The organism is Streptomyces sp. NPDC022552 (genome assembly GCF_055561875.1).
In genome coordinates, this window is record NZ_JBVHGJ010000001.1 from 69,080 (window position 1) to 88,664 (window position 19,585).

18 protein-coding genes are annotated in these 19,585 nt (G+C 71.7%); 11 read left to right on the top strand and 7 right to left on the bottom strand.

Going from position 1 to position 19,585, the window contains the following annotated elements; translation table 11 throughout:
- Positions 1–50: 50 nt before the first annotated feature.
- The 7 genes from uraD to ACZ3OF_RS00370 all read left to right on the top strand — a co-directional run bounded on the left by uraD (position 51) and on the right by ACZ3OF_RS00370 (position 7,454).
- Complete coding sequence (gene uraD / locus ACZ3OF_RS00340) at positions 51–578, top strand: 2-oxo-4-hydroxy-4-carboxy-5-ureidoimidazoline decarboxylase (protein ID WP_361667201.1); 528 nt, start codon at positions 51–53, stop codon at positions 576–578.
- Positions 575–967, top strand: a complete 393-nt coding sequence (uraH, locus tag ACZ3OF_RS00345; protein ID WP_361667199.1) for a hydroxyisourate hydrolase — start codon at positions 575–577, stop codon at positions 965–967. Before uraD ends, uraH begins: the two co-directional genes overlap by 4 nt.
- A 5-nt stretch (positions 968–972) precedes the next feature.
- Entirely contained in the window at positions 973–1,896 is a 924-nt protein-coding gene (pucL, locus tag ACZ3OF_RS00350) for a factor-independent urate hydroxylase (protein WP_361443395.1), read from the top strand.
- A gap of 66 nt (positions 1,897–1,962) precedes the next feature.
- A complete protein-coding gene (locus ACZ3OF_RS00355; RefSeq protein ID WP_467301807.1) occupies positions 1,963–3,429 on the top strand; it encodes a nucleobase:cation symporter-2 family protein in 1,467 nt (488 codons plus the stop codon).
- Positions 3,430–3,477: 48 nt separating this feature from the next.
- On the top strand, positions 3,478–4,869 hold the full coding sequence (locus ACZ3OF_RS00360) for an 8-oxoguanine deaminase (RefSeq protein WP_361667196.1): 1,392 nt from the start codon (positions 3,478–3,480) through the stop codon (positions 4,867–4,869).
- Positions 4,870–5,169: 300 nt separating this feature from the next.
- A complete protein-coding gene (locus tag ACZ3OF_RS00365; protein WP_467301810.1) occupies positions 5,170–6,618 on the top strand; it encodes a nucleobase:cation symporter-2 family protein in 1,449 nt (482 codons plus the stop codon).
- Positions 6,619–6,716: 98 nt separating this feature from the next.
- Positions 6,717–7,454 carry an aspartate/glutamate racemase family protein gene (locus ACZ3OF_RS00370; RefSeq protein ID WP_361667192.1) on the top strand — a complete coding sequence of 246 codons (738 nt, stop codon included), beginning with the start codon at positions 6,717–6,719 and terminating at the stop codon, positions 7,452–7,454.
- 129 nt (positions 7,455–7,583) lie between these two features.
- On the opposite strand, the gene ACZ3OF_RS00375 is transcribed toward ACZ3OF_RS00370, so the two are convergent.
- The gene (locus tag ACZ3OF_RS00375; protein WP_361667190.1) at positions 7,584–8,180 is read right to left on the bottom strand and encodes a TIGR03086 family metal-binding protein; all 597 of its coding nucleotides are present in this window, start codon (positions 8,178–8,180) and stop codon (positions 7,584–7,586) included.
- 30 nt (positions 8,181–8,210) lie between these two features.
- Complete coding sequence (locus tag ACZ3OF_RS00380) at positions 8,211–8,789, bottom strand: hypothetical protein (RefSeq protein ID WP_361667189.1); 579 nt, start codon at positions 8,787–8,789, stop codon at positions 8,211–8,213.
- A 132-nt stretch (positions 8,790–8,921) separates the two neighbouring features.
- Here ACZ3OF_RS00380 and ACZ3OF_RS00385 point away from each other — a divergent pair, with 132 nt between their 5' ends.
- Together ACZ3OF_RS00385 and ACZ3OF_RS00390 are read left to right on the top strand one after the other, a co-directional pair.
- Positions 8,922–9,872 (top strand): fibronectin type III domain-containing protein, encoded by a 951-nt coding sequence (locus ACZ3OF_RS00385; protein ID WP_467301814.1) that lies wholly within the window; start codon positions 8,922–8,924, stop codon positions 9,870–9,872.
- A gap of 54 nt (positions 9,873–9,926) precedes the next feature.
- On the top strand, positions 9,927–11,813 hold the full coding sequence (locus tag ACZ3OF_RS00390; protein WP_467301816.1) for a hypothetical protein: 1,887 nt from the start codon (positions 9,927–9,929) through the stop codon (positions 11,811–11,813).
- Between the two features lie 26 nt (positions 11,814–11,839).
- Here ACZ3OF_RS00390 and ACZ3OF_RS00395 read toward each other — a convergent pair whose 3' ends face one another.
- From ACZ3OF_RS00395 to ACZ3OF_RS00405, 3 genes are all read right to left on the bottom strand, one after another.
- On the bottom strand, positions 11,840–12,994 hold the full coding sequence (locus ACZ3OF_RS00395) for a GDSL-type esterase/lipase family protein (RefSeq protein ID WP_467301817.1): 1,155 nt from the start codon (positions 12,992–12,994) through the stop codon (positions 11,840–11,842).
- A gap of 313 nt (positions 12,995–13,307) precedes the next feature.
- On the bottom strand, positions 13,308–14,939 hold the full coding sequence (aceB, locus tag ACZ3OF_RS00400; protein ID WP_361667182.1) for a malate synthase A: 1,632 nt from the start codon (positions 14,937–14,939) through the stop codon (positions 13,308–13,310).
- 226 nt (positions 14,940–15,165) lie between these two features.
- The gene (locus ACZ3OF_RS00405) at positions 15,166–15,780 is read right to left on the bottom strand and encodes a nucleotidyltransferase family protein (protein WP_467301820.1); all 615 of its coding nucleotides are present in this window, start codon (positions 15,778–15,780) and stop codon (positions 15,166–15,168) included.
- A 192-nt stretch (positions 15,781–15,972) separates the two neighbouring features.
- Here ACZ3OF_RS00405 and ACZ3OF_RS00410 point away from each other — a divergent pair, with 192 nt between their 5' ends.
- Both ACZ3OF_RS00410 and ACZ3OF_RS00415 read left to right on the top strand, forming a co-directional pair.
- Entirely contained in the window at positions 15,973–16,296 is a 324-nt protein-coding gene (locus ACZ3OF_RS00410; protein WP_361667178.1) for a DUF5955 family protein, read from the top strand.
- 66 nt (positions 16,297–16,362) lie between these two features.
- Positions 16,363–17,730 (top strand): pyridoxal phosphate-dependent decarboxylase family protein, encoded by a 1,368-nt coding sequence (locus tag ACZ3OF_RS00415; protein ID WP_361667177.1) that lies wholly within the window; start codon positions 16,363–16,365, stop codon positions 17,728–17,730.
- Between the two features lie 42 nt (positions 17,731–17,772).
- Here ACZ3OF_RS00415 and ACZ3OF_RS00420 read toward each other — a convergent pair whose 3' ends face one another.
- Complete coding sequence (locus tag ACZ3OF_RS00420; protein ID WP_361667175.1) at positions 17,773–18,411, bottom strand: response regulator transcription factor; 639 nt, start codon at positions 18,409–18,411, stop codon at positions 17,773–17,775.
- A complete protein-coding gene (locus tag ACZ3OF_RS00425; RefSeq protein WP_361667174.1) occupies positions 18,408–19,580 on the bottom strand; it encodes a sensor histidine kinase in 1,173 nt (390 codons plus the stop codon). Before ACZ3OF_RS00425 ends, ACZ3OF_RS00420 begins: the two co-directional genes overlap by 4 nt.
- Positions 19,581–19,585: the final 5 nt, after the last annotated feature.

Sequence of the window (19,585 nt, forward strand, 5' to 3'; positions counted from 1 at the left end):
TATCCGCAGCCCGTCCGACGCACAGCGAAAAACAGCCACGGAGGCTTCCCGTGACTTCAGGTACGACACCGGGTCTGACCCGGTTCAACACCTCGGCGGACAGCGACGCTGTCGCCGCGCTCCACGAGGTGTGCTCCAGCTCGGCGTGGGGGAGCAAGATCCTCGCCCAGCGCCCGTACGCCACTGTCGAAGCCCTCTTCCTCGCCAGCGACGCCGCCATGGCCGAACTGACCGCGGAGGATCTGGCCGAGGCGATGGCGGGCCACCCGCCGATCGGTCGTCCGAAGGCAGGGGACCCGACCTCCTCCCGCGAGCAGAGCGGGATGGCCGGTGCCTCCGAGGAGCTCAAGGCCGAGATGCTCGAACTCAACCTGGCGTACCAGGACAGGTTCGGTCATGTCTTTCTGATCTGCGCGACCGGCAGGACCGGTGAGCAGATGCGCGACGCGGTCCGTGAGCGGATCGAGAACTCGCCCGAGCAGGAGCGGGAGATCGTCCGCACCGAACTGGGCAAGATCAACCGCATCAGGCTGTCCCGTCTCGCAGAGCGCGCAGAGAACGAGGAAGAGAACGCATGAGCACCGACACCACCGCTTCGGTGTCCACCCACATCCTGGACACCAGCATCGGCCGCCCCGCCGAGGGCGTCGCCATCACGCTCGCGGCCCGCAGCGGCTCCGACGCGCAGTGGGTCGCGCTCGGTGGCTCCGCCACCGACGCGGACGGGCGCTGCAAGGACCTGCCGGCCCTGCCGGAGGGCACCACCCACGTACGTCTCGACTTCGAGACCGAGACGTACTTCTTCAACAAGAAGCAAGCCGAGGCGCAGCAGGACGCCCCCCGCGTAAGGGACAGCGGCGCGTTCTTCCCGGAAGTGACCATCACCTTCGCGGTGACTCCGGGCGAGCACTACCACGTACCGCTGCTGCTCAACCCGTTCGGCTACTCCGTTTACCGAGGGAGCTAGCAGACATGCCCACGATTCTCGGCCAGAACCAGTACGGCAAAGCAGAGAACCGCGTCGTCAAGATCACGCGGGACGGCGAGACCCACCACATCAAGGACCTGAACGTCTCCGTCGCCCTCTCCGGCGACCTCGACGACGTCCACCTCACCGGCTCCAACGCCCACTGCCTGCCCACCGACACGACCAAGAACACCGTGTACGCCTTCGCCAAGGAGTACGGGATCGAGTCGGCCGAGCAGTTCGGCATCCACCTGGCGCGCCACTTCGTGACGAGCCAGGAGCCCATCCACCGGGCCCGGATCCGGATCGAGGAGTACTCCTGGGAGCGCATCGCGACCTCGGACGCCAACTCCAAGTTCATCGGCGCCGACGAGGTCAACCACTCCTTCGCCCGCAAGGGCCAGGAGACCCGCGTCACCCAGATCACCTACGACGGTGAGAAGTGGGAGGTCATCTCCGGCCTCAAGGACCTCATCGTCATGAACTCCACCAACTCGGAGTTCTGGGGCTACATCAAGGACAAGTACACGACGCTCCAGGAGGCGTACGACCGCATCCTGGCCACGCAGGTGTCCGGTCGCTGGCGGTTCAACTGGACCGACGACGAGCAGCGGATGCCCAACTGGGAGAAGTCCTACGAGCAGACCCGGAAGCACATGCTCCAGGCCTTCGCGGAGACGTACTCGTACTCGCTCCAGCAGACGCTGTACCAGATGGCCACCCGGATCATCAGCCACCGTTCGGAGATCGACGAGGTCCGCTTCTCGCTCCCGAACAAGCACCACTTCCTGGTGGACCTGGAGCCCTTCGGGCTCAAGAACGACAACGAGGTCTACTACGCCGCCGACCGCCCCTACGGCCTCATCGAGGCCACGGTGCTGCGTGACGGAGCCACGGCGCAGATCCCGGTCGACATGACCAACCTCTAGGCGGCACCGCGTGGCCGCCCCCGCCCGCAGTCGGGCGGGGGCCGCCACCACCGGAGGGACGTACCCATGGCACAGCCCGCAACGGGGCCGGCACCTGCCGAAGGCCCTTGTTCCACCCCATCGGACACCTCGTCGGCCACTACGCCGGTCACCACGTCGGCCACTACGCCGGTCATCTCGGCGGTCGCCTCGACCGAGGTCCACCCGGTGGACGAGAAGCTCCCCGCCTCGCGGCTCGTTCCCGCCGCGCTCCAGCACATCGCCGCGATGTACGCGGGCGTGGTCACCCCTCCGCTGATCATCGGCCAGGCGGTCGGCCTGGACGCCGCCGGGATGACCCGGCTCATCGCCGCGAGCCTCCTCATCGCCGGCTGCGCCACCATCCTCCAGACCCTCGGGGCCGGCCGCTTCGCCGGAAACCGGCTCCCGTTCGTCAACGCCGCCTCGTCGGCCGGCATCGCCCCGATGCTCGCGATCGCCGAGACCAGCGCCCCCGGCCACCAACTCCCGGCCATCTACGGCGCGGTGATGGTCGCCGGTGTCTTCTGCCTCGCCGTCGGGCCCTTCTTCGGCCGGCTGCTCCGCTTCTTCCCGCCGCTCGTCACCGGCGTCGTGATCACCCTGATCGGCGTCACCCTGATGCCCGTGCCCGTGAGCTGGGCGCAGGGAGGGAACAAGGAAGCCGCCGACTTCGGCGCCATGAAGTACCTCGCGCTCGCCGGCTTCACGCTCGTCGTGATCCTGCTCTTCCAGCGCTTCGGCAAGGGGTTCGTCAAGCAGATCGCCCTGCTGCTCGGCCTGTTCATCGGAACGCTCGCCGCGATCCCGTTCGGAATGGCCGACTTCACCGCACTGCGCGAGGCGCCCGTCGCCGCCCTGCCCGCCCCCTTCGCCTTCGGCGCACCGGAGTTCCAGCCCGCCGCGATCCTCTCCCTGTGCATCGTGATGCTGGTCCTGATGACCGAGTCCAGCGCCGGAATGCTCGCCCTCGGCGAGATCTGCGAGCGCAGGAGCGACGGAAAAACCATCACGCGAGGCCTGCGGACCGACGGCATCGCCACGCTCCTCGGCCCCGTCTTCGGCGGATTCCCCACCTCGGCCTTCGCCCAGAACGTCGGAGTGGTCTCGCTGACCCGCGTCCGCTCCCGCTACGTCGTCGCCGTCGCCGGTGGCGCCCTGCTCGTCCTCGGCGCCTTCCCGGTCCTCGGAGCGGTCGTGTCGATGGTCCCGATGCCGGTCCTCGGGGGTGCCGGTATCGTCCTCTTCGGCTCGATCGCCGTCTCCGGAATCCGTACCCTGTCGGAAGCCGGACTCGACGACAGCTCCAACATCATCCTGGTGGCCGTCGCGCTCGGAGCAGGCATCATCCCGCTCGCCGCGCCCACCTTCTACGCCGACTTCCCGGCCTGGGCGCAGACCGTGCTCGGCTCCGGCATCAGCGCCGGAGCGGTCGTCGCGGTCACGCTCAATCTGTTCTTCCACCATCTCGGCACCCGGAGCCGTCACCCGGCCCCGGCACTCAAATCCTCCTAGGGTCCTGCCGTGCCCACACCACTCCCGAGGAATGAAGGAAGCACCGCCATGGCAGCACCTTCGGCAGCAGTCGAGCGGATCGTCATCGAGAACTGTGCGATCGCGACCGTGGACGCCGACGACACCGAGTACGCCTCCGGGTACCTCGTCGTCGCCGGCAACAAGATCGAGTCCATCGGCGCCGGCAAGGCGCCCGAGGGCCTGGAGAACGTGGTCCGCAGGATCGACGCCACCGGTCATCTGGTGACGCCCGGCCTGATCAACACGCACCACCACTTCTACCAGTGGATCACCAGGGGCCTGGCCACCGACCACAACCTCTTCAACTGGCTGGTCGCGCTCTACCCGACCTGGGCCCGCATCGACGAGGCCATGGTCCGCGTCGCCGCCCAGGGTTCGCTGGCCATGATGGCCCGCGGCGGTGTCACCACCGCCATGGACCACCACTACGTCTACCCGAAGGGCTCCGGCGACCTGTCCGGCGCCATCATCGGTGCCGCCCAGGACATGGGCGTCCGCTTCACCCTCGCCCGCGGTTCGATGGACCGCAGCGAGAAGGACGGCGGCCTGCCGCCGGACTTCGCCGTCGAGACCACCGAGGGCGCCCTCGCGGCGACCGAGGAGACGGTGAAGAAGTACCACGACGCCTCGTTCGACGCGATGACCCAGGTCGCCGTCGCCCCCTGCTCCCCCTTCTCCATCTCCACCGAACTGCTGCGGGAGGGCGCCGCGCTCGGCCGCCGCCTCGGTGTACGCATGCACACCCACGGCTCGGAGACCGTGGAGGAGGAGAAGTTCTGCCACGAGCTCTTCGGCATGGGCCCGACGGACTACTTCGAGTCCACCGGCTTCCTCGGCGAGGACGTGTGGATGGCGCACTGCGTCCACATGAACGACTCCGACATCGAGGCCTTCGCCCGTACGAAGACCGGTGTCGCCCACTGCCCGTCGTCCAACGCGCGTCTGGCCGCCGGCATCGCCCGGGTCCCTGACATGCTGCGCGCCGGCGTCCCGGTCGGCCTCGGCGTCGACGGCACCGCCTCCAACGAGTCGGGCGAACTGCACACCGAGCTGCGCAACGCGCTCCTCATCAACCGCCTCGGCGCCCACCGCGAGTCCGCGCTCAACGCCCGCCAGGCCCTGCGCCTCGGTACGTTCGGCGGCGCCCAGGTCCTCGGCCGCGCCGACTCGATCGGCTCGCTCGAAGCCGGCAAGCTCGCCGACTTCGTGCTGTGGAAGATCGACGGCCTCGGCCACTCCTCGATCGCCGACCCGGTCACCGCGATCGTGTTCGGTGCCGCCGCCCCGGTGACGGCCTCGTTCGTCAACGGCAAGCAGATCGTCGAGAACAACCGCCTGCTGTTCGCGGACGAAGAGGCGATCGCCCGCGACGCGCGCGCGGAGGCGCAGCGCCTGGCCCGGATCACGGCCCAGGGCTGACCTCCCCAAGGAGTCCGACCGAGGGGGACGGCCCTCGGTCGGTCGCCGCGGACCCGAGCGGGGTCCGTGGCCGGCTGGACGGGGGGTGTCCGTACGAAAAGAGGTACGGCACCCCCCGGACGGTCGACGTGTGTCAGCCTCCCAGGCCTCCCCGGGCACACGACGCATTTTTCAAGGACGAAGAAGTACCCCCCACTTCCTCATGAGCCGCACCCGTGAGGCGCACGACCTGCACCGCTTTGCACCACCTCCATGACACCCACGTCCCCGCCGACGTGTTACCCGACCGGAGGAACCTCCGTGGCCACCAAGCCCAGGTTTCGCAATGATGCGCAAGACGCAAGCGCCGACACCGAAGACCAGAAGCATCCGGTCGACGAGACTCTGCCGCCCCTGAGAATGTTCACCAGCGGTCTGCAGCACGTGGCCGCCATGTACGCGGGGGTCGTCGCCCCGCCCCTGATCGTCGGTGCGGCCGTCGGACTCTCCGGCACCGAACTGACCTTCCTCACCGGGGCCAGCCTCTTCACCGCGGGGCTCGCCACCTTCCTCCAGACGCTCGGCATCTGGAAGATCGGCGCCCGGCTGCCCTTCGTCAACGGCGTCACCTTCGCCGGTGTCGCGCCCATGCTGGCGATCGTCGACACCACGGACGACAAGGCCGACGCGCTCCCGATCATCTTCGGCGCGATCATCGTCGCCGGTGTGCTCGGCTTCATAGCCGCCCCGTACTTCTCCAAGCTCGTCCGCTTCTTCCCGCCGGTCGTCACCGGCACCGTGATCACCCTCATCGGTGTCTCGCTCCTGCCGGTCGCCTTCGGCTGGGCCCAAGGGCCCAACCCGGCGGCGAAGGACTACGGTTCGACGACCTATCTCACACTCGCCGCGATCACGCTCGTGGTCGTCCTCGTCCTGCGCCGCTTCACCCGCGGCTTCCTGAAGCAGGTCGCGGTCCTGGTCGGCCTGGTCATCGGCACGCTCATCGCGATCCCGTTCGGGGTCACGGACTTCAGCCCGGTGACGGAGGCATCCGTCATCGGCTTCCCGTCGCCGTTCCACTTCGGCGCCCCGCAGTTCGCGCTCGCCGCGATCATCTCCATGTGTGTGGTCATGCTGGTCTCCATGACCGAGTCGACCGCCGACATGCTGGCGCTCGGTGAGATCGTCGAGCGGCCGGCCGACGAGAAGACCATCGCGGCCGGACTGCGCGCCGACACGCTCGGCTCGGCCATCAGCCCGCTCTTCAACGGCTTCATGTGCAGCGCCTTCGCCCAGAACATCGGGCTCGTGGCGATGACGAAGATCCGGAGCCGGTTCGTGGTCGCCTGCGGCGGCGGTTTCCTGGTCCTGATGGGCCTCTCGCCCGTCGCCGCCTCGCTGATCTCCGTCGTCCCGCGGCCGGTGCTCGGCGGCGCGGGCGTGGTCCTCTTCGGGTCGGTCGCGGCGAGCGGTATCCAGACGCTGGTCAAGGCCGGTCTGGAGAAGGACAACAACGTCCTGATCGTGGCGGTCTCGCTGGCCGTCGGCATCATCCCGATCACGGTGCCGGAGTTCTACCACGCCTTCCCGGAGACCGCGAAGATCATCCTGGACTCGGGCATCTCGACCGGCTGTGTCGCGGCGGTCCTGCTGAACCTGGTCTTCAACCACCTGGGCAGGCGCGGCGACGAGGACACGGTCACCGCGCCCATGGAACCGGGCGAGGAGATCTCCGAGACCCGGGACGCCAAGGCGGCGCACGTCCACTGAGCGCGCCCTCTCCGTCCGACGAGCCGGTCCCCGCGTGTGACGCGGGGGCCGGTGTCGTGCATGTGCCGCCGGAGCCCGGTGCACGCGGGGACGTGACCGTGTCCAGGGAGTTCGCGGCTTCCGCCCGCCGCGGCGCGGCGCCGGCGGTCGTCCTGATCAACCCCAACACCTCGACGGCCACGACCGCGATGATGACCGCTATCGCCCGGCGGACACTGGGACCGAGCGTCCGAGGGGTGACCGTGGCGCGTGGCCCGCGGATGCTCACGGACCCGGCCGCCCTGCGCGCCGCCGCCCCCGAGGTGGCCGAGGCCGGCCGCCTGGTCCTGGCCTCCGGTACCTGTCGGGGGCTGCTGGTGGGCGCGTTCGGCGACCCGGGACTGGCGGAACTGCGGGCGCTCTCCCTGGCCTCGGCGCGAGGGCAGGCAGCGGTGCCGGTGCCGGTCGTCGGTATCGGGGAGGCCGCCTTGCTGGAGGCCGCCGCGTCCGGGCGACGCTTCGGCATCGCGACGACCACGCCACTGCTGGCGGAGTCCATCGTCGAGCGGGTCGCCGCCCTCGGCCTCGCCGACCGCTTCACCGGACTCCGCCTGACCGGGGGAGACCCCCAGGCACTGTCCGCCGATCCGGAGGCGCTCCGCGAGAGCCTGGCGCGAGCGGTCCAGGAGTGCGTCGTACGGGACGGAGCCCGGGCCGTCGTCATCGGCGGCGGCCCCCTGGGGGAGGCGGCCGACTCCCTGCGCGCCCAGTTCGAGACTCCGGTGATCGCCCCCATCCCGGCGGCCTGCCGCAGCCTCGCGCGTCTTCTGACGGCCGCCCCCGGCACCCCGCACTGACCGTCCTCCTCACTCCCTCCCGCACGATCGACCGGACCTCGCGATCGACCGGACCGCGCGATCGGCCGGACCGCACGAGCGAACGGACCGCACGAGCGAACGGACAGCCGAAGCCCGCCTCTTGGCCGGTCAGGACGTCGGCGGACGCCAGTCCGGACGCCGCCCGCTCAGGCCCACCACCCGGTCCAGCAGGGGCGCGTCGTCCGGGACCGGGACGACGGGGCCGAAGAAGCCGTCCTCGGCGGGAGCGTCCTCCTCCGGGGTCAGCAGGGCCTCCGACACGGCCAGTTCCTCCTCGGTCACCTCGTACGGCTGGCCCGTCGCGCGCGCCAGGTCCCAGCCGTGGATCAGCAGCTCGTCGAGCGCGACCATGCCCATCACCGCCGCCGGCATCTCGACGCCACCCGCCTGTGTGTCCCCCTCCCAGGCGCCCGGCTCGCGCCAGGCAGCCGCCAGTTCGTTCAGGGCCTTGGGCAAGGCCGCACGCCAGTCGTCCTCCAGGACCGGCCGGACCGAGCCGGGCGGTGTGCCGGTCGTCGCCCCGAAGTCCTTGCGGGCGGCGTCGCGGAAGGCCACGCTCAGGCTCGCGACATGCGCGAGCACCTCCCGTACCGCGTACTCCGGACAGGGCGTCGGGTCCCCCAGCCGCTCGTCGCCGATGCCCTCGGCGAGGCGCGCCACCCGCTCCGCGGCCGTTCCCAGATCGATGTGCTCCGTCTTCTCCATGCAAACTGAGACCGTCGAGGACGTCGGAACTCATCGGTCCGTGCCGATACGACGTCCGCACTCCTTCGCCAGCACGGGATAGGCCGCCGCGATCGCCTCGTAGACCCTTCGGCGCAGCAGCCGTTCGGCCTCGGCCCGGCCTGTCGACCCGTACAGCCCGTCGAGCAGGTACTCGTACCGCGACAGCGCGTGCCGCAGATAGCTCACCTGCCACCGCACCAGCGCCCCGGCGGCGACCCCGCCGGGGCTGCGGGCCCCGAGCAGGTGGCGGTGGCGCACCGCCCGCCGCTCCAGCTCGGCGGCGGGGAGGCGCGGCACCTCGATCGGCTCCGCCCGGATCGCGGCGAGCACCGCCCGTCGCCGGGCCTCGGCGCCCGCCTCCGCCGCGGAGGAGCGGCTGCCCGAGGCGGCCGCGCACCGGGTGAACTCCGGCGTCCGCTCCACCGCCTCGACGCGCGCCAGCAGGTACAGCCGCACGGGCGCGAGGGACCACCGCCGCGGATCCCGTCCCTGTACGTCGGGCGCGCCCAGCAGGTCGCGCACCATCGGGTCGGTCCAGCCCCGCCGGCGCAGCCCGGTCAGCGTCACATAGGTCGTACGGTCCGTCATGTTTCCCCCCTCGTTCGGTCACGGAGAGTGACGAATCCAGTGAAGCGCACCCCACTGACAACGACCCCTTGCCGGGCGCCTCCATGCCGTGGGATACAGGTCTGGACCATTCCGACGGACGGAGGCATTCCTGTGCAACGCTCGCTCGCCGCCAGCGTGTTGACCGTCGCCGCCCTCGCTCTCACCGCCTGTTCCGGCGGCCCCGAGAAGGACACCCGCGGCCCCACCGCCCCCACCGGAGTCACCGCGTCCGCCGGCAGCGCGAGCACCGTCCACGTCATGTGGAGCGCGGCCACCGACGACCGGGCCGTCACCGGCTACGAGGTCTACCAGCAGGGCCGCAAGGTCAAGGACCTTCCCGCGACGACCCTCATGACCGACATCGTGAGCCTCACGCCCGCGACCCCCTACGCCTTCACCGTCCGCGCCCGCGACGCCGCCGGAAACCGCTCCCCGCACAGCGCGACGGTCCCCGCCACCACCCTCGCCGCCACCGCCCAGGACCGCGCCGCGCCCTCGACCCCCCAGGCCCTGCGCGCCACCCCCGACGGCAGCCGCGCGGCCACCCTGACCTGGACCCCGGCCCGCGACGACACCAAGGTCACCGCGTACGACATCTACCAGGCCGACGCCCGGATCCACACCGTCCCCGGCACGGCCACCACCGCCCGCCTCACCGGCCTGCGCCCCGGAACGGTCTACTCCTTCACCGTCCGCGCCCGCGACGCCGCGGAGAACTCCTCGCCGGACAGCGCCCCCGCCGACCTCACCACCGCCCCGGCCCCCGGCGCCGCCCCCAACACGGCCCCCACCGACCTCACGGCGAAGGCCGCGAAGGGCGAGGTCACCCTGACCTGGACCCCACCCCGCACCGGCGCCCCGGTCACGGAGCACCAGCTCTTCCTGAACGAAGCCTTCGCCACCACGATCATCTGGGGCACCGACCCCCCGCCCGCCGAAGCCACCTACACCTTCACGGTCCCCACCACCAAGGGCACCCGCTACAGCGTCAAACTCCGCGCCCGCCTCCCCGACGGCACCTGGGGTGACTTCTCGGCCCAGCGCACCGTTGTCGTCCCATGACGGCGCCGCCCCAGGCCTCGTCGTCCGGCCCGTGCCGGAACTACCCTGGGAAAGGTGGCAGGGACCGTGCTCACCAACACCGGGCTCGACGCGTTCCTCGACGGAACACCGGAGCTCCGTGACCCTTCGTCCGTACGCGCCGCCGACGCCGTGCTCGCGCTCTTGGCCCTGCGCGGGGCCGACCGGCGGAGCGGGCTGCCCGAGCCGAGCGTGGAGCTGGTGCGGCGGCTGCTCGTCGAGGACGCGCCGGCGTTCGTGTTCGCGACGCCCGAGGAGCTGGCGGCCTACCCCGCCGTGCTCGTCGCGCTCACCGAGCGCGTGCGGGAGGCCGGGCGGCTGAACGGGAAGCGGCAGGCGCGCATCGTGGCCGCGATCGAGGACATCGTGCCCGACTTCGAACGGGCGATGACCGACCCCGCCAACTACACCTGGCAGCGCTGGTACGCCTCGCTGCTGCGGGCCGACGGGGCCGACCCCGGCGACCCCGCCGCCGTACGGGCCTGGCTCGCCGGACACGACGGCGTACGGCCGCCCGACGGGCTCAACCGGGCGGACCTGATGAACCGGAGCGACTTCGCGGACATGCTCCTCGCGGACGCGCTCACCGGGGCGTACGTACGGGAGGCGGAGAGGCCCTCGCCCGCGGGACCGCTGCTGACCGAAGCGGACGTCGCGCACGGCGTGGCCGAGCTCGGCGGCCGGTTGGTCGACCGGTGGACCGCCGAAGGGCTCTCCGGCGCGCTCGCGGGGCCGTACGCCCATCTCGCCCCCGGCCCGGACGCGTTCCCGCACCTCGTCCTCGCCGACACCCTCCTCGACGAGCACCTGAACTACTACGGCGACTCCACCATCCCGCTGCCGCCCCCGCCCATGGAGGCCCACGAGCCCCAGCGGTCCGTCGAGGCCGGCGCGGACCAGCTCGCCGCGGCCGTCGAGGCGATGAAGGGCGAGGAGGGCGGTCTGTTCGACGGCGAGGCCGCGCATCTGCTGTACGCGCTCTACCAGCGGGGCTCCTGCGCCGAGTCGGTCGCCCGCCGCGCCGCCGAGTTCGAGGACTGGCCGGTCGATCCCCGGCTCGAGGACGCGCCCGTCCTCGTACCGGCGACGGCACCCGAGGAGTACCGGGTCCCGCCCGCCGACGAGCTGGCCCGGCTCGTCGGATCACCCGTCACGGACGAGGACCGGACCCGCCTCGAACCCGCCGCGCGGGCCATGGCCGACACCGTCGACCGGCTGGCCCGCACCGGCATGGTCTTCCGGACCGGTGACGCCTTCGGCCTCACCCCCTGGGGCGTCGAGGTCCTCCACTACCTGCTGCGGGAGCGCTGGGTCGCGGCGCCCGATGCCAAGGAGGCCGCGGCCTGGGACGCGCCCACCGTGATCGCCGCCGCCGAGGGCTGGTCCGCCTCCGCCGCCACCCGCGTCCTCGCCGAGTGGCTGCACGCGCACGGCGACACCGACGAGGCCTGGTCCGCGCTGATCGACGCCCTCGGCACCGTCAACGCCGGCACCTTCGAGGCCGCCTACACCCGCGCTCTCTTCGGCTTCCTCGACCCCGCCGCCGCCCCCGTCGAGGCGCTGCGCGAGGCCCTGGACGACCCGGTGATGGGCGCGTACGCCTGCGGGGTGCTGCGCGCCCGGGGCGAGCCGGCGGACGAGGCCCGCGTGCCGCTGTCCGCCCGCGCCGTGCTGATCCTGGACCGGATCTACCGCCGTCCGGCCGCCGGGCGTGCGATCCTCGACTCCGCCGCCGAGGGCTGGCCGGGCGGTGTCGACGCCCTGGTCGAGGAGATGGCCGCCGCGGACCCGTACCGTGCTGAGCGGACCCTCGGCGATCTCGGCGTCGCGCTGCCCCGTACCCGTAGCAGCCTCGGCATGGGCACCAGGAGGACGCGCGAGCGGGCGCGGCGTCGTGGTCGGCGTGGACGCCGCGCCCGCTGATCCCCGTGGGGGGTCTTGCGCGACCGTCAGGAGACGGCCGTCAGATACATGCCGGAGGCGCCGGCCCCCGCCGTGTTGCGGCAGGAGAAGTTTCCGCTCGGCCGCGCGTGGATCAGCGCGAGACAGCGGCCGAGCGCCAACTGGCCGTAGTGGTTGGGGTGGACGTTCTCCTGGATCGGCCCCTGGGTCTCGTTCGGGTCGATCCACCGCGCCCACTCGCTGGTCGCGGCCGAAGCCGGCACGGTCGCGCTGACCAGCTTGCTGGTCTTCGCACACACCTCACGCCCCTGGAGCATGTCGCGCAGATCCATGAACTGCGCCCCCTTGCTCGCCGCGACCCCCTTGAGCCGCTGGGAGACCTGGGGGACCAGTGTGTCCCGCGCCCAGTCGGAGTCCAGGTTCCAGAAGGGGCAGCCGCCCGTGTTGGTACGGCTCCAGCCGCTCTCGCCGTACCGGTTCTCCGAGGCGCGCGGGATGGGCGAGGGGTACGACTGGAGCACGATCCGGTAGTCGGAAGGAGCGTATCCGGCGCCCGACATCACCGCGCGGATCTCGTCCACGGACTTGCCGACGTCCGCCATCACGGTGTCGATCTTCGCGTCGACCTCGGCCTGCTGGTCGTCGTGGCAGTACGAGTACCAGACGATGTAGTCGGTCGCGCAGCTCCGGATGATGTCGGCGAAGCCCAGGTCGTTGCCGCCGATCGACAGCACGATCGTCTCCACGTCGTGGGAGGCGGCGACGGCCGCCAGCTGGTCGGCCTGCGGGGCCTCGCCCTTGTACGCCACGCCACCGTTCGAGGCGCGGAAGACGTTCCGGGTCGTGGCCCCCGAACAGGCCAGGTTGATCATGGCCGAGGCGATCGCGCCCGCGCTCCTCACCTCGGCCGAGTCGGAGCGGTGGCAGCCGTTGGCCGCCGTCGCTCCGTACACCCGGGAGGGGTCGTACGCGCTCCCCGTCCACGCCCGGTCCGTACCGTTCCGGCTGCCGGTGGTGGTCAGGCTGTTGCCCTGCCAGCGTCCGGCCTCGCCGGAGATGTAGCTGTCGCCCATCGACACTACGGCGGTCGGCCCCGCCCCCTGGGCGGCGCCGGCGGGGCTCACTCCGGCGGCCAGCAGGCCGATCAGCGAAACGGCGGCGGCGAGAGATCTTCGGACCGTGTGGTGGGGGGTTCTGGGCATGGCGGTGTTCTCCTGCGTCGGTGCAGAGGAGTGGGGACAGCCGCCGGCCGGTGGCATGCGGAATCTGACATGCCATGGCTTGTTACCGCTAGGTAGGGGTCGGTTTCGGTTGCGTCACGTGCCCTGTGGAACACACCGGAGCGAAACTCTGCGGAGCGGAACTCGTCGGCGGGAAAGCCTCCCGAGGGAGAGTCTCCTGAGCGCAAGAACGGCTCCGCCCCCGGTGCTGTGCGTTCACCGGGGGCGGAGCCGTTTTCGCGGAGTCACCGCGGGGTGTCCGGCCGCTGTGCGGGTCGGCCGAAGACGGGGGAACTCAGCCGATCAGCTGGTCGTACGCCGGAAGCGTCAGGAAGTCCGCGTAGTCGGCGTCGAGGGAGACGTGGAGCAGGAGGTCGTGCGCCTGCTGCCACTTGCCGGCCGCGAAGGCCTCCTCGCCGATCTCCTCGCGGATCGCGGCGAGCTCCTCCGCGGCGACCCGGCGGGCCAGCTCCGGGGTGGCCTTCACGGTCTTGCCGTCGTGCTCGAACTCGACGCCCGCGTTGATCCACTGCCAGATCTGCGAGCGCGAGATCTCGGCCGTGGCCGCGTCCTCCATGAGGTTGAAGATGGCGACCGCGCCGAGGCCGCGGAGCCAGGCCTCGATGTAGCGGGTGCCGACCTGGACGGCGTTGCGCAGACCCTCGTACGTCGGCTTCGCGTCGAGCGAGTCGATCGCGATCAGGTCGCCGGGAGCCACCGAGACGTCCTCGCGCAGCCGGTCCTTCTGGTTCGGCTTGTCGCCGAGGACCGCGTCGAAGGAGGCCATGGCGATCGGGACCAGGTCCGGGTGGGCGACCCAGGAGCCGTCGAAGCCGTCGCCCGCCTCGCGGTCCTTGTCGGCCTTGACCTTCTCGAAGGCGACCTTGTTGACCTCGGCGTCCTTGCGGGACGGGATGAAGGCCGCCATGCCGCCGATGGCGTGCGCGCCGCGCTTGTGGCAGGTGCGGACGAGGAGTTCGGTGTACGCCCGCATGAACGGGGCCGTCATCGTGACCGCGTTGCGGTCCGGGAGGACGAACTTGGCGCCGCCGTCACGGAAGTTCTTGACGATGGAGAAGAGGTAGTCCCAGCGGCCCGCGTTGAGACCCGCGGCGTGGTCGCGGAGCTCGTAGAGGATCTCCTCCATCTCGTACGCGGCCGTGATCGTCTCGATCAGGACGGTGGCGCGGACGGTGCCCTGCGGGATGCCGACGTACTCCTGCGCGTAGACGAAGATGTCGTTCCAGAGGCGCGCCTCCAGGTGCGACTCCGTCTTCGGGAGGTAGAAGTACGGGCCCTTGCCGAGCTCGATGAGGCGCTTGGCGTTGTGGAAGAAGTACAGGCCGAAGTCGACCAGCGCGCCGGGGACCGGGCGGCCCTCGAAGGTGAGGTGGCGCTCCTCCAGGTGCCAGCCGCGCGGCCGCATCACGACCGTGGCCAGCTCGTCGGCAGCCTTGAGCGCGTACGACTTGCCCGAGCGCGGGTCCGTGAAGTCGATCTTCCGGGTGTACGCGTCGATCAGGTTGACCTGACCGAGGATCACGTTCTCCCAGGTCGGAGCCGAGGCGTCCTCGAAGTCCGCGAGCCAGACCTTGGCGCCCGAGTTCAGCGCGTTGATCGTCATCTTGCGGTCGGTCGGGCCGGTGATCTCGACACGGCGGTCGTTCAGGGCCGCCGGGGCCGGCGCGACGCGCCAGGAGTCGTCCGCGCGGATCGCGGCGGTCTCCGGCAGGAAGTCGAGGGTCGAGGTGCGGGCGATCTCGGCGCGGCGCTCCGCCCGGCGGGCGAGGAGCTCGTCCCGGCGCGGGGTGAACCGCCGGTGCAGCTCCGCCACGAAGGCGAGGGCCGCGTCGGTCAGCACCTCCTCCTGCCTCGGCAGGGGCTCGGCTTCGACGACGGCCAGGGGGGACGGCGCTGGTGCGGACATGAACTGTCACTTCCTTCAGCGGGCTTCACGGGCGGTGCCTTGCGGCCGCCGGGCGTCACGGGTCGGCACGGAGTGCCGCAGGCGCCGAGATACGGCCGCGGAGCGCCGTCAGGGGATCAGGCGCTTCTGAACAGTGGATACTAGTTTCCTCATGGTGGAAGTTCAATGGTTTGTTGATGTCGAGATTCTCCGGATCGACAGAACATGGCGCTCAGTGCCACACCCTTTACTCAAGGTGCGCCAGATCAGCCTCCGTGTCGATGTCGTAGGGCTCGGCCACATCGGAACAGTCCACGAGCGTGATCGCATCCCGATGCTCCTTGAGGTAGTCCCGCGCCCCCTGGTCGCCCAGCGCCCCCGCCGCGATCCCCGCCCAGCGGTCCGCGCCGAACAGCACCGGATGGCCGCGCTTCCCGTCGTACGAAGCCGCCGCCAGGGAATCGCGCGAGCGGTACGCCGACAGGACCCGCGCCACCGCCTCCGCGCCGATCCCCGGCTGGTCGACCAGCGACACGAGCGCCGCGTCCACCGGCAGCGCCTCGGCGGCCAGCGAGGCGAGACCGGCCCGCAGCGACGACCCCATGCCCTCGGCCCACTCCGGGTTGTCGACCAGGACGCAGCCCGGCAGCTGGGCCCGCTCCCGTACGGCATCGGCCGAGGCGCCGAGGACGACATGGATCACCTCGCAGCCCCCCTCGCGCAGCACGCGCACCGCGTGCTCGACCAGCGGCCGGCCGCGGTGGGGCAGGAGCGCCTTGGGGCGGCCGCCCAGACGCCGGCCGCCGCCCGCCGCGAGGAGCAGACCGGCCACGAGAGGGGTGGATTGCCGTGTGTTCGTCATGCTCACTGCATACCGCATGACACGGACGCCTGAATTGTGTCCGCACAGTGGCGCGCCGGGCGCGCGATGGCGTTAACTTGCTCGCGACTCCGGGCAACCCGACCACCGTTCCACGGGTCGGGTCGGTGGTCCTCCAGGGCACGAGGGGGGACGGTGGAGTCGGGCGCACAGTGTCGTGCGAGGGGGAGAAACTTGTTGCGTAGCGTTGGGCAGAGGCGTGTGACAACCGGCAGCGGCGTGGACCCGAGGGTGGTGGAGCTGCGTGCCGCCGTCGCCCGGCTCCGGCGCGAACTGGCGGGCCATCCAGTCGAGTTCACCGACCGGGGCATCGCCGAGGACGAGCTTGCCGCACTGGACGCGATGGCCGTCAGCGGAGTCCCCGAGGTCCGTCGGCTGCGCCGCTCGCTGCTCCTGATCGCCGGCTCGATCGGCTCGGTCAGCGCCCTGTCGAACGGACTGGCCGGCGTCCGCCAGGCCGTCGAACTCTTCGGGGAGCCTCCGCGCGAGCTGCCGTGACCTCGCCCGCCGCGACGGGTCGGCCGCGGCTTGCGGGGAGGCGGTGACTGTCCCATAGTCCGAGGTATGGACGCGCGCGAGGCGGCGCTCCGCCAGGCGTACGACCATGCCGTCCGCTGGCTGGCCAGCCTGTCCGACCGCCCGGTCCCCGCCCGCGCCTCGGTCGACGAGATCGTGCGCGCGCTCGGCACCGCACTGCCCGAAGGCCCCAGCCCGCCCTCCGACGTCGTCGACCTGCTGGCCACGGCCTGTGAACCGGGGCTCACCGCCTTCCCCAGCGGTCGCTTCTACGGCTTCGTGGTCGGCGGCGGCGAACCCGCCGCGCTGGCCGCGGACTGGCTGGTCAGCGCCTGGGACCAGAACTGTGTGATGCGCACCGTCACCCCGGCGTACGCCGCGGTGGAGGAGATCGCCGGTGCCTGGCTGCTCGATCTGCTCGGGCTGCCGGACGGCAGCGCCGTCGGCTTCACCACGGGCGCCACGATGGCGAACTTCACCTGCCTCGCCGCCGCGCGCGACGAGGTGGTCCGGCGCGTCGGCGGGGACGTCGCCCGTGAGGGACTCGCGGGCGGCCCGGCCGTGCGCGTCGTCGCCGGCGAGCACCGGCACATGGCCATCGACCTGGCGCTGCGCTACCTGGGCCTGGGGAGGCCGGAACTGGTGCCGGCGGACGACCAGGGACGCATCCGGCCCGACGCCCTCCGGGACACCCTGGCGGCCGGCGGGCGGAGCCCCACCGTGGTGGTCCTGCAGGCCGGAGACATCCACTCCGGCGCCTTCGACCCCTTCGCCGAGACGATCCGGGCCGCGCGCGAGGCGGACGCCTGGGTACACGTCGACGGCGCCTTCGGACTCTGGGCCGCCGCCTCCCCGCGCCACGCACACCTGGCAGAGGGCTGTGCCCAGGCCGACTCCTGGGCGACCGACGCCCACAAGACCCTGAACGTCCCGTACGACTGCGGGCTCGCGATCGTGCGCGATCCTCCCGCGCTCCGGGCCGCCATGGGCCTGCGGGGCGACTACCTCATCCAGCACGAACTCGGCGACCCCATCGACAAGGTCCCCGAGCTCTCCCGGCGCGGCAGGGCCTTCCCCGTCTGGGCGGCCCTCAGGTCCCTCGGCCGCTCAGGAGTGGCCGACCTCGTCGAGCGGCTGTGCCGGCACGCCTCCGCGTTCGCCACCGGCATCGCCGCGATCGACGGCGCCACCGTCCTCAACGACGTGGTCTTCACCCAGGTCTGCGCCGACTTCGGCGACGACGCCCGTACGGAACGGGTCCTCACTCGGCTCCTCGACGACGGCACGACGTGGATCAGCGGCTCCACCTGGCACGGCCGGCGGGTCATGCGCATCTCGGTCAGCAACTGGTCCACGACCGACGACGACGTGACGCGCGCGCTCGACGCGATCCGGCGCGCCGCCGACAGCGCGTGAGACCGGAGCGCGCCGAGCGCGCCCGCCCGTGGCCGCCGGCCGTCACCGCCGGATCAGGCGCCGCGCCGTCGCCGTCGCCACCGCCGCCGTACGGGAGTCGACGCCCAGTTTGGCGAAGACGTGCACCAGATGGGACTTCACCGTCGCCTGGCTCAGGAACAGCGCCTTGCTGATCTGCTGGTTGGACAGGCCCTCACTCACCAGCTGGAGCACCTCGAGCTCCCGCTTGGTCAGCGCCTCAGCGGGGGTCCGCATCCGGTCCATCAGCCGGTGCGCCACCGCCGGGGCCAGCGCCGACTGGCCGGCCGCCGCCGTACGGACCGCCGCCGCCAGCTCCTCCGGCGGGGCGTCCTTCAGCAGATAGCCCGAGGCCCCCGCCTCGACGGCCGCCAGGATGTCCGCGTCCGTGTCGTACGTGGTCAGGACCAGGACTCTCGGACCGCCCGTACGCGCGGTGATCGCCGCCGTCGCCTCGGAGCCGTGCATCCCGGACCCGAACTGGAGGTCCATCAGGACCACGTCCACCCCGTCCGCCGCGGCGAGCTCGGTCGCCAGCTCCACCGCCCGCTCGGCCGTGGCCGCCTCCCCGACGACGGTGAAGTCCGGTTCCGTGTCCAGGACCGCGCGCAGTCCGGCCCGTACCACCGGATGGTCGTCGGCGAGCAGAAGACGGATCGTCATGTCGACACTCCAGCGGGAAGGGGGAGGGACACGGCGACGGCCGTGCCCTGACCGGGCGCCGACTCCACCGTGAACACGCCGCCCAGCGACTCCGCACGCGCGCGCATCGCCGGCAGCCCGAAACCGCCGTCCCCGGAGGACGAGAGCAGCGCGGGGTCGAAGCCCTTGCCGTCGTCGACGACGTCCAGGGTCACCGAGGCGTCCATGAACGACAGCGTGATCTCGGCCCGCGCCGCCGAGGAGTGCCGCACCGTGTTCGCGAACGCCGACTGTGCGATCCGGAGCAGCGCCACCTCGTACGGCGTCGGCAGCTCCACCGGCGTCCCGCTCACCGTGAAGCGCGCCCGCAGTGCCACCTCGGGATCGGGGCTCGGCTCACAGAGCCGCTCCAGGGCAGCGGCCAGGGAGCCGTGCTCCAGGTCCGGCGGTGACAGCGCCCGTACGAACCGCCGCGCCTCCGCCAGATTGTCCTGCGCCGCCCGCCGCGCCCGCTCGATGTGCCCGGCGGCAGGTGAGCCCTCCGGCAGCGCCCGCTCGGCGGCCCGCAGCAGCAGCTGGATCGAGGAGAGCCCCTGTGCCAGCGTGTCGTGGATCTCCCGCGCCAGCCTCTCGCGCTCCGCCAGCGTGCCCGCGTGCCGCTCGGCCGCAGCCAGCTCGGCCCGGGTCGCGATCAGCTCCTCCACCATCCGTCTGCGCCGCTCGCTCTCCCGGTACAGCGCCTGATAGCCGAGGACCGTCGCCACGGCCACCGCCCCGCCGAGCAGCGGTCCGATGAAGACACCGGGGTTGAGCGTCGCGCCATGGCGTACGTACGACAGGATCGCCGCGCCGGCCGTCAGGGCCACCGCAGGCAGCGCCCAGCGCACCGGCAGCAGATGCAGCTGGAGGAAGTACAGCGGGAACGCCACCCAAAGCCCGTCGGGCGTCGCCCAGAGCAGCGCCAGCCAGGAGGCGCACAGCACGGCCAGCCAGAGCGCGGCGGCGCGCTGCGAGTCCCGTACGGAGGGGACGGCGGACCCGGTCGCGTAGACCGCGCCCGTCAGCACCGCGAGCGCGACACCGGCGCCGGAGTCCGCCCGGACGGCCGCGAGGGCCAGCAGCCCCGCCATCAGCAGGTGCAGACAGAGGCGCAGGGCACGCAGGGCGGGGGTGAGGGAACGCGGATCCATGATCT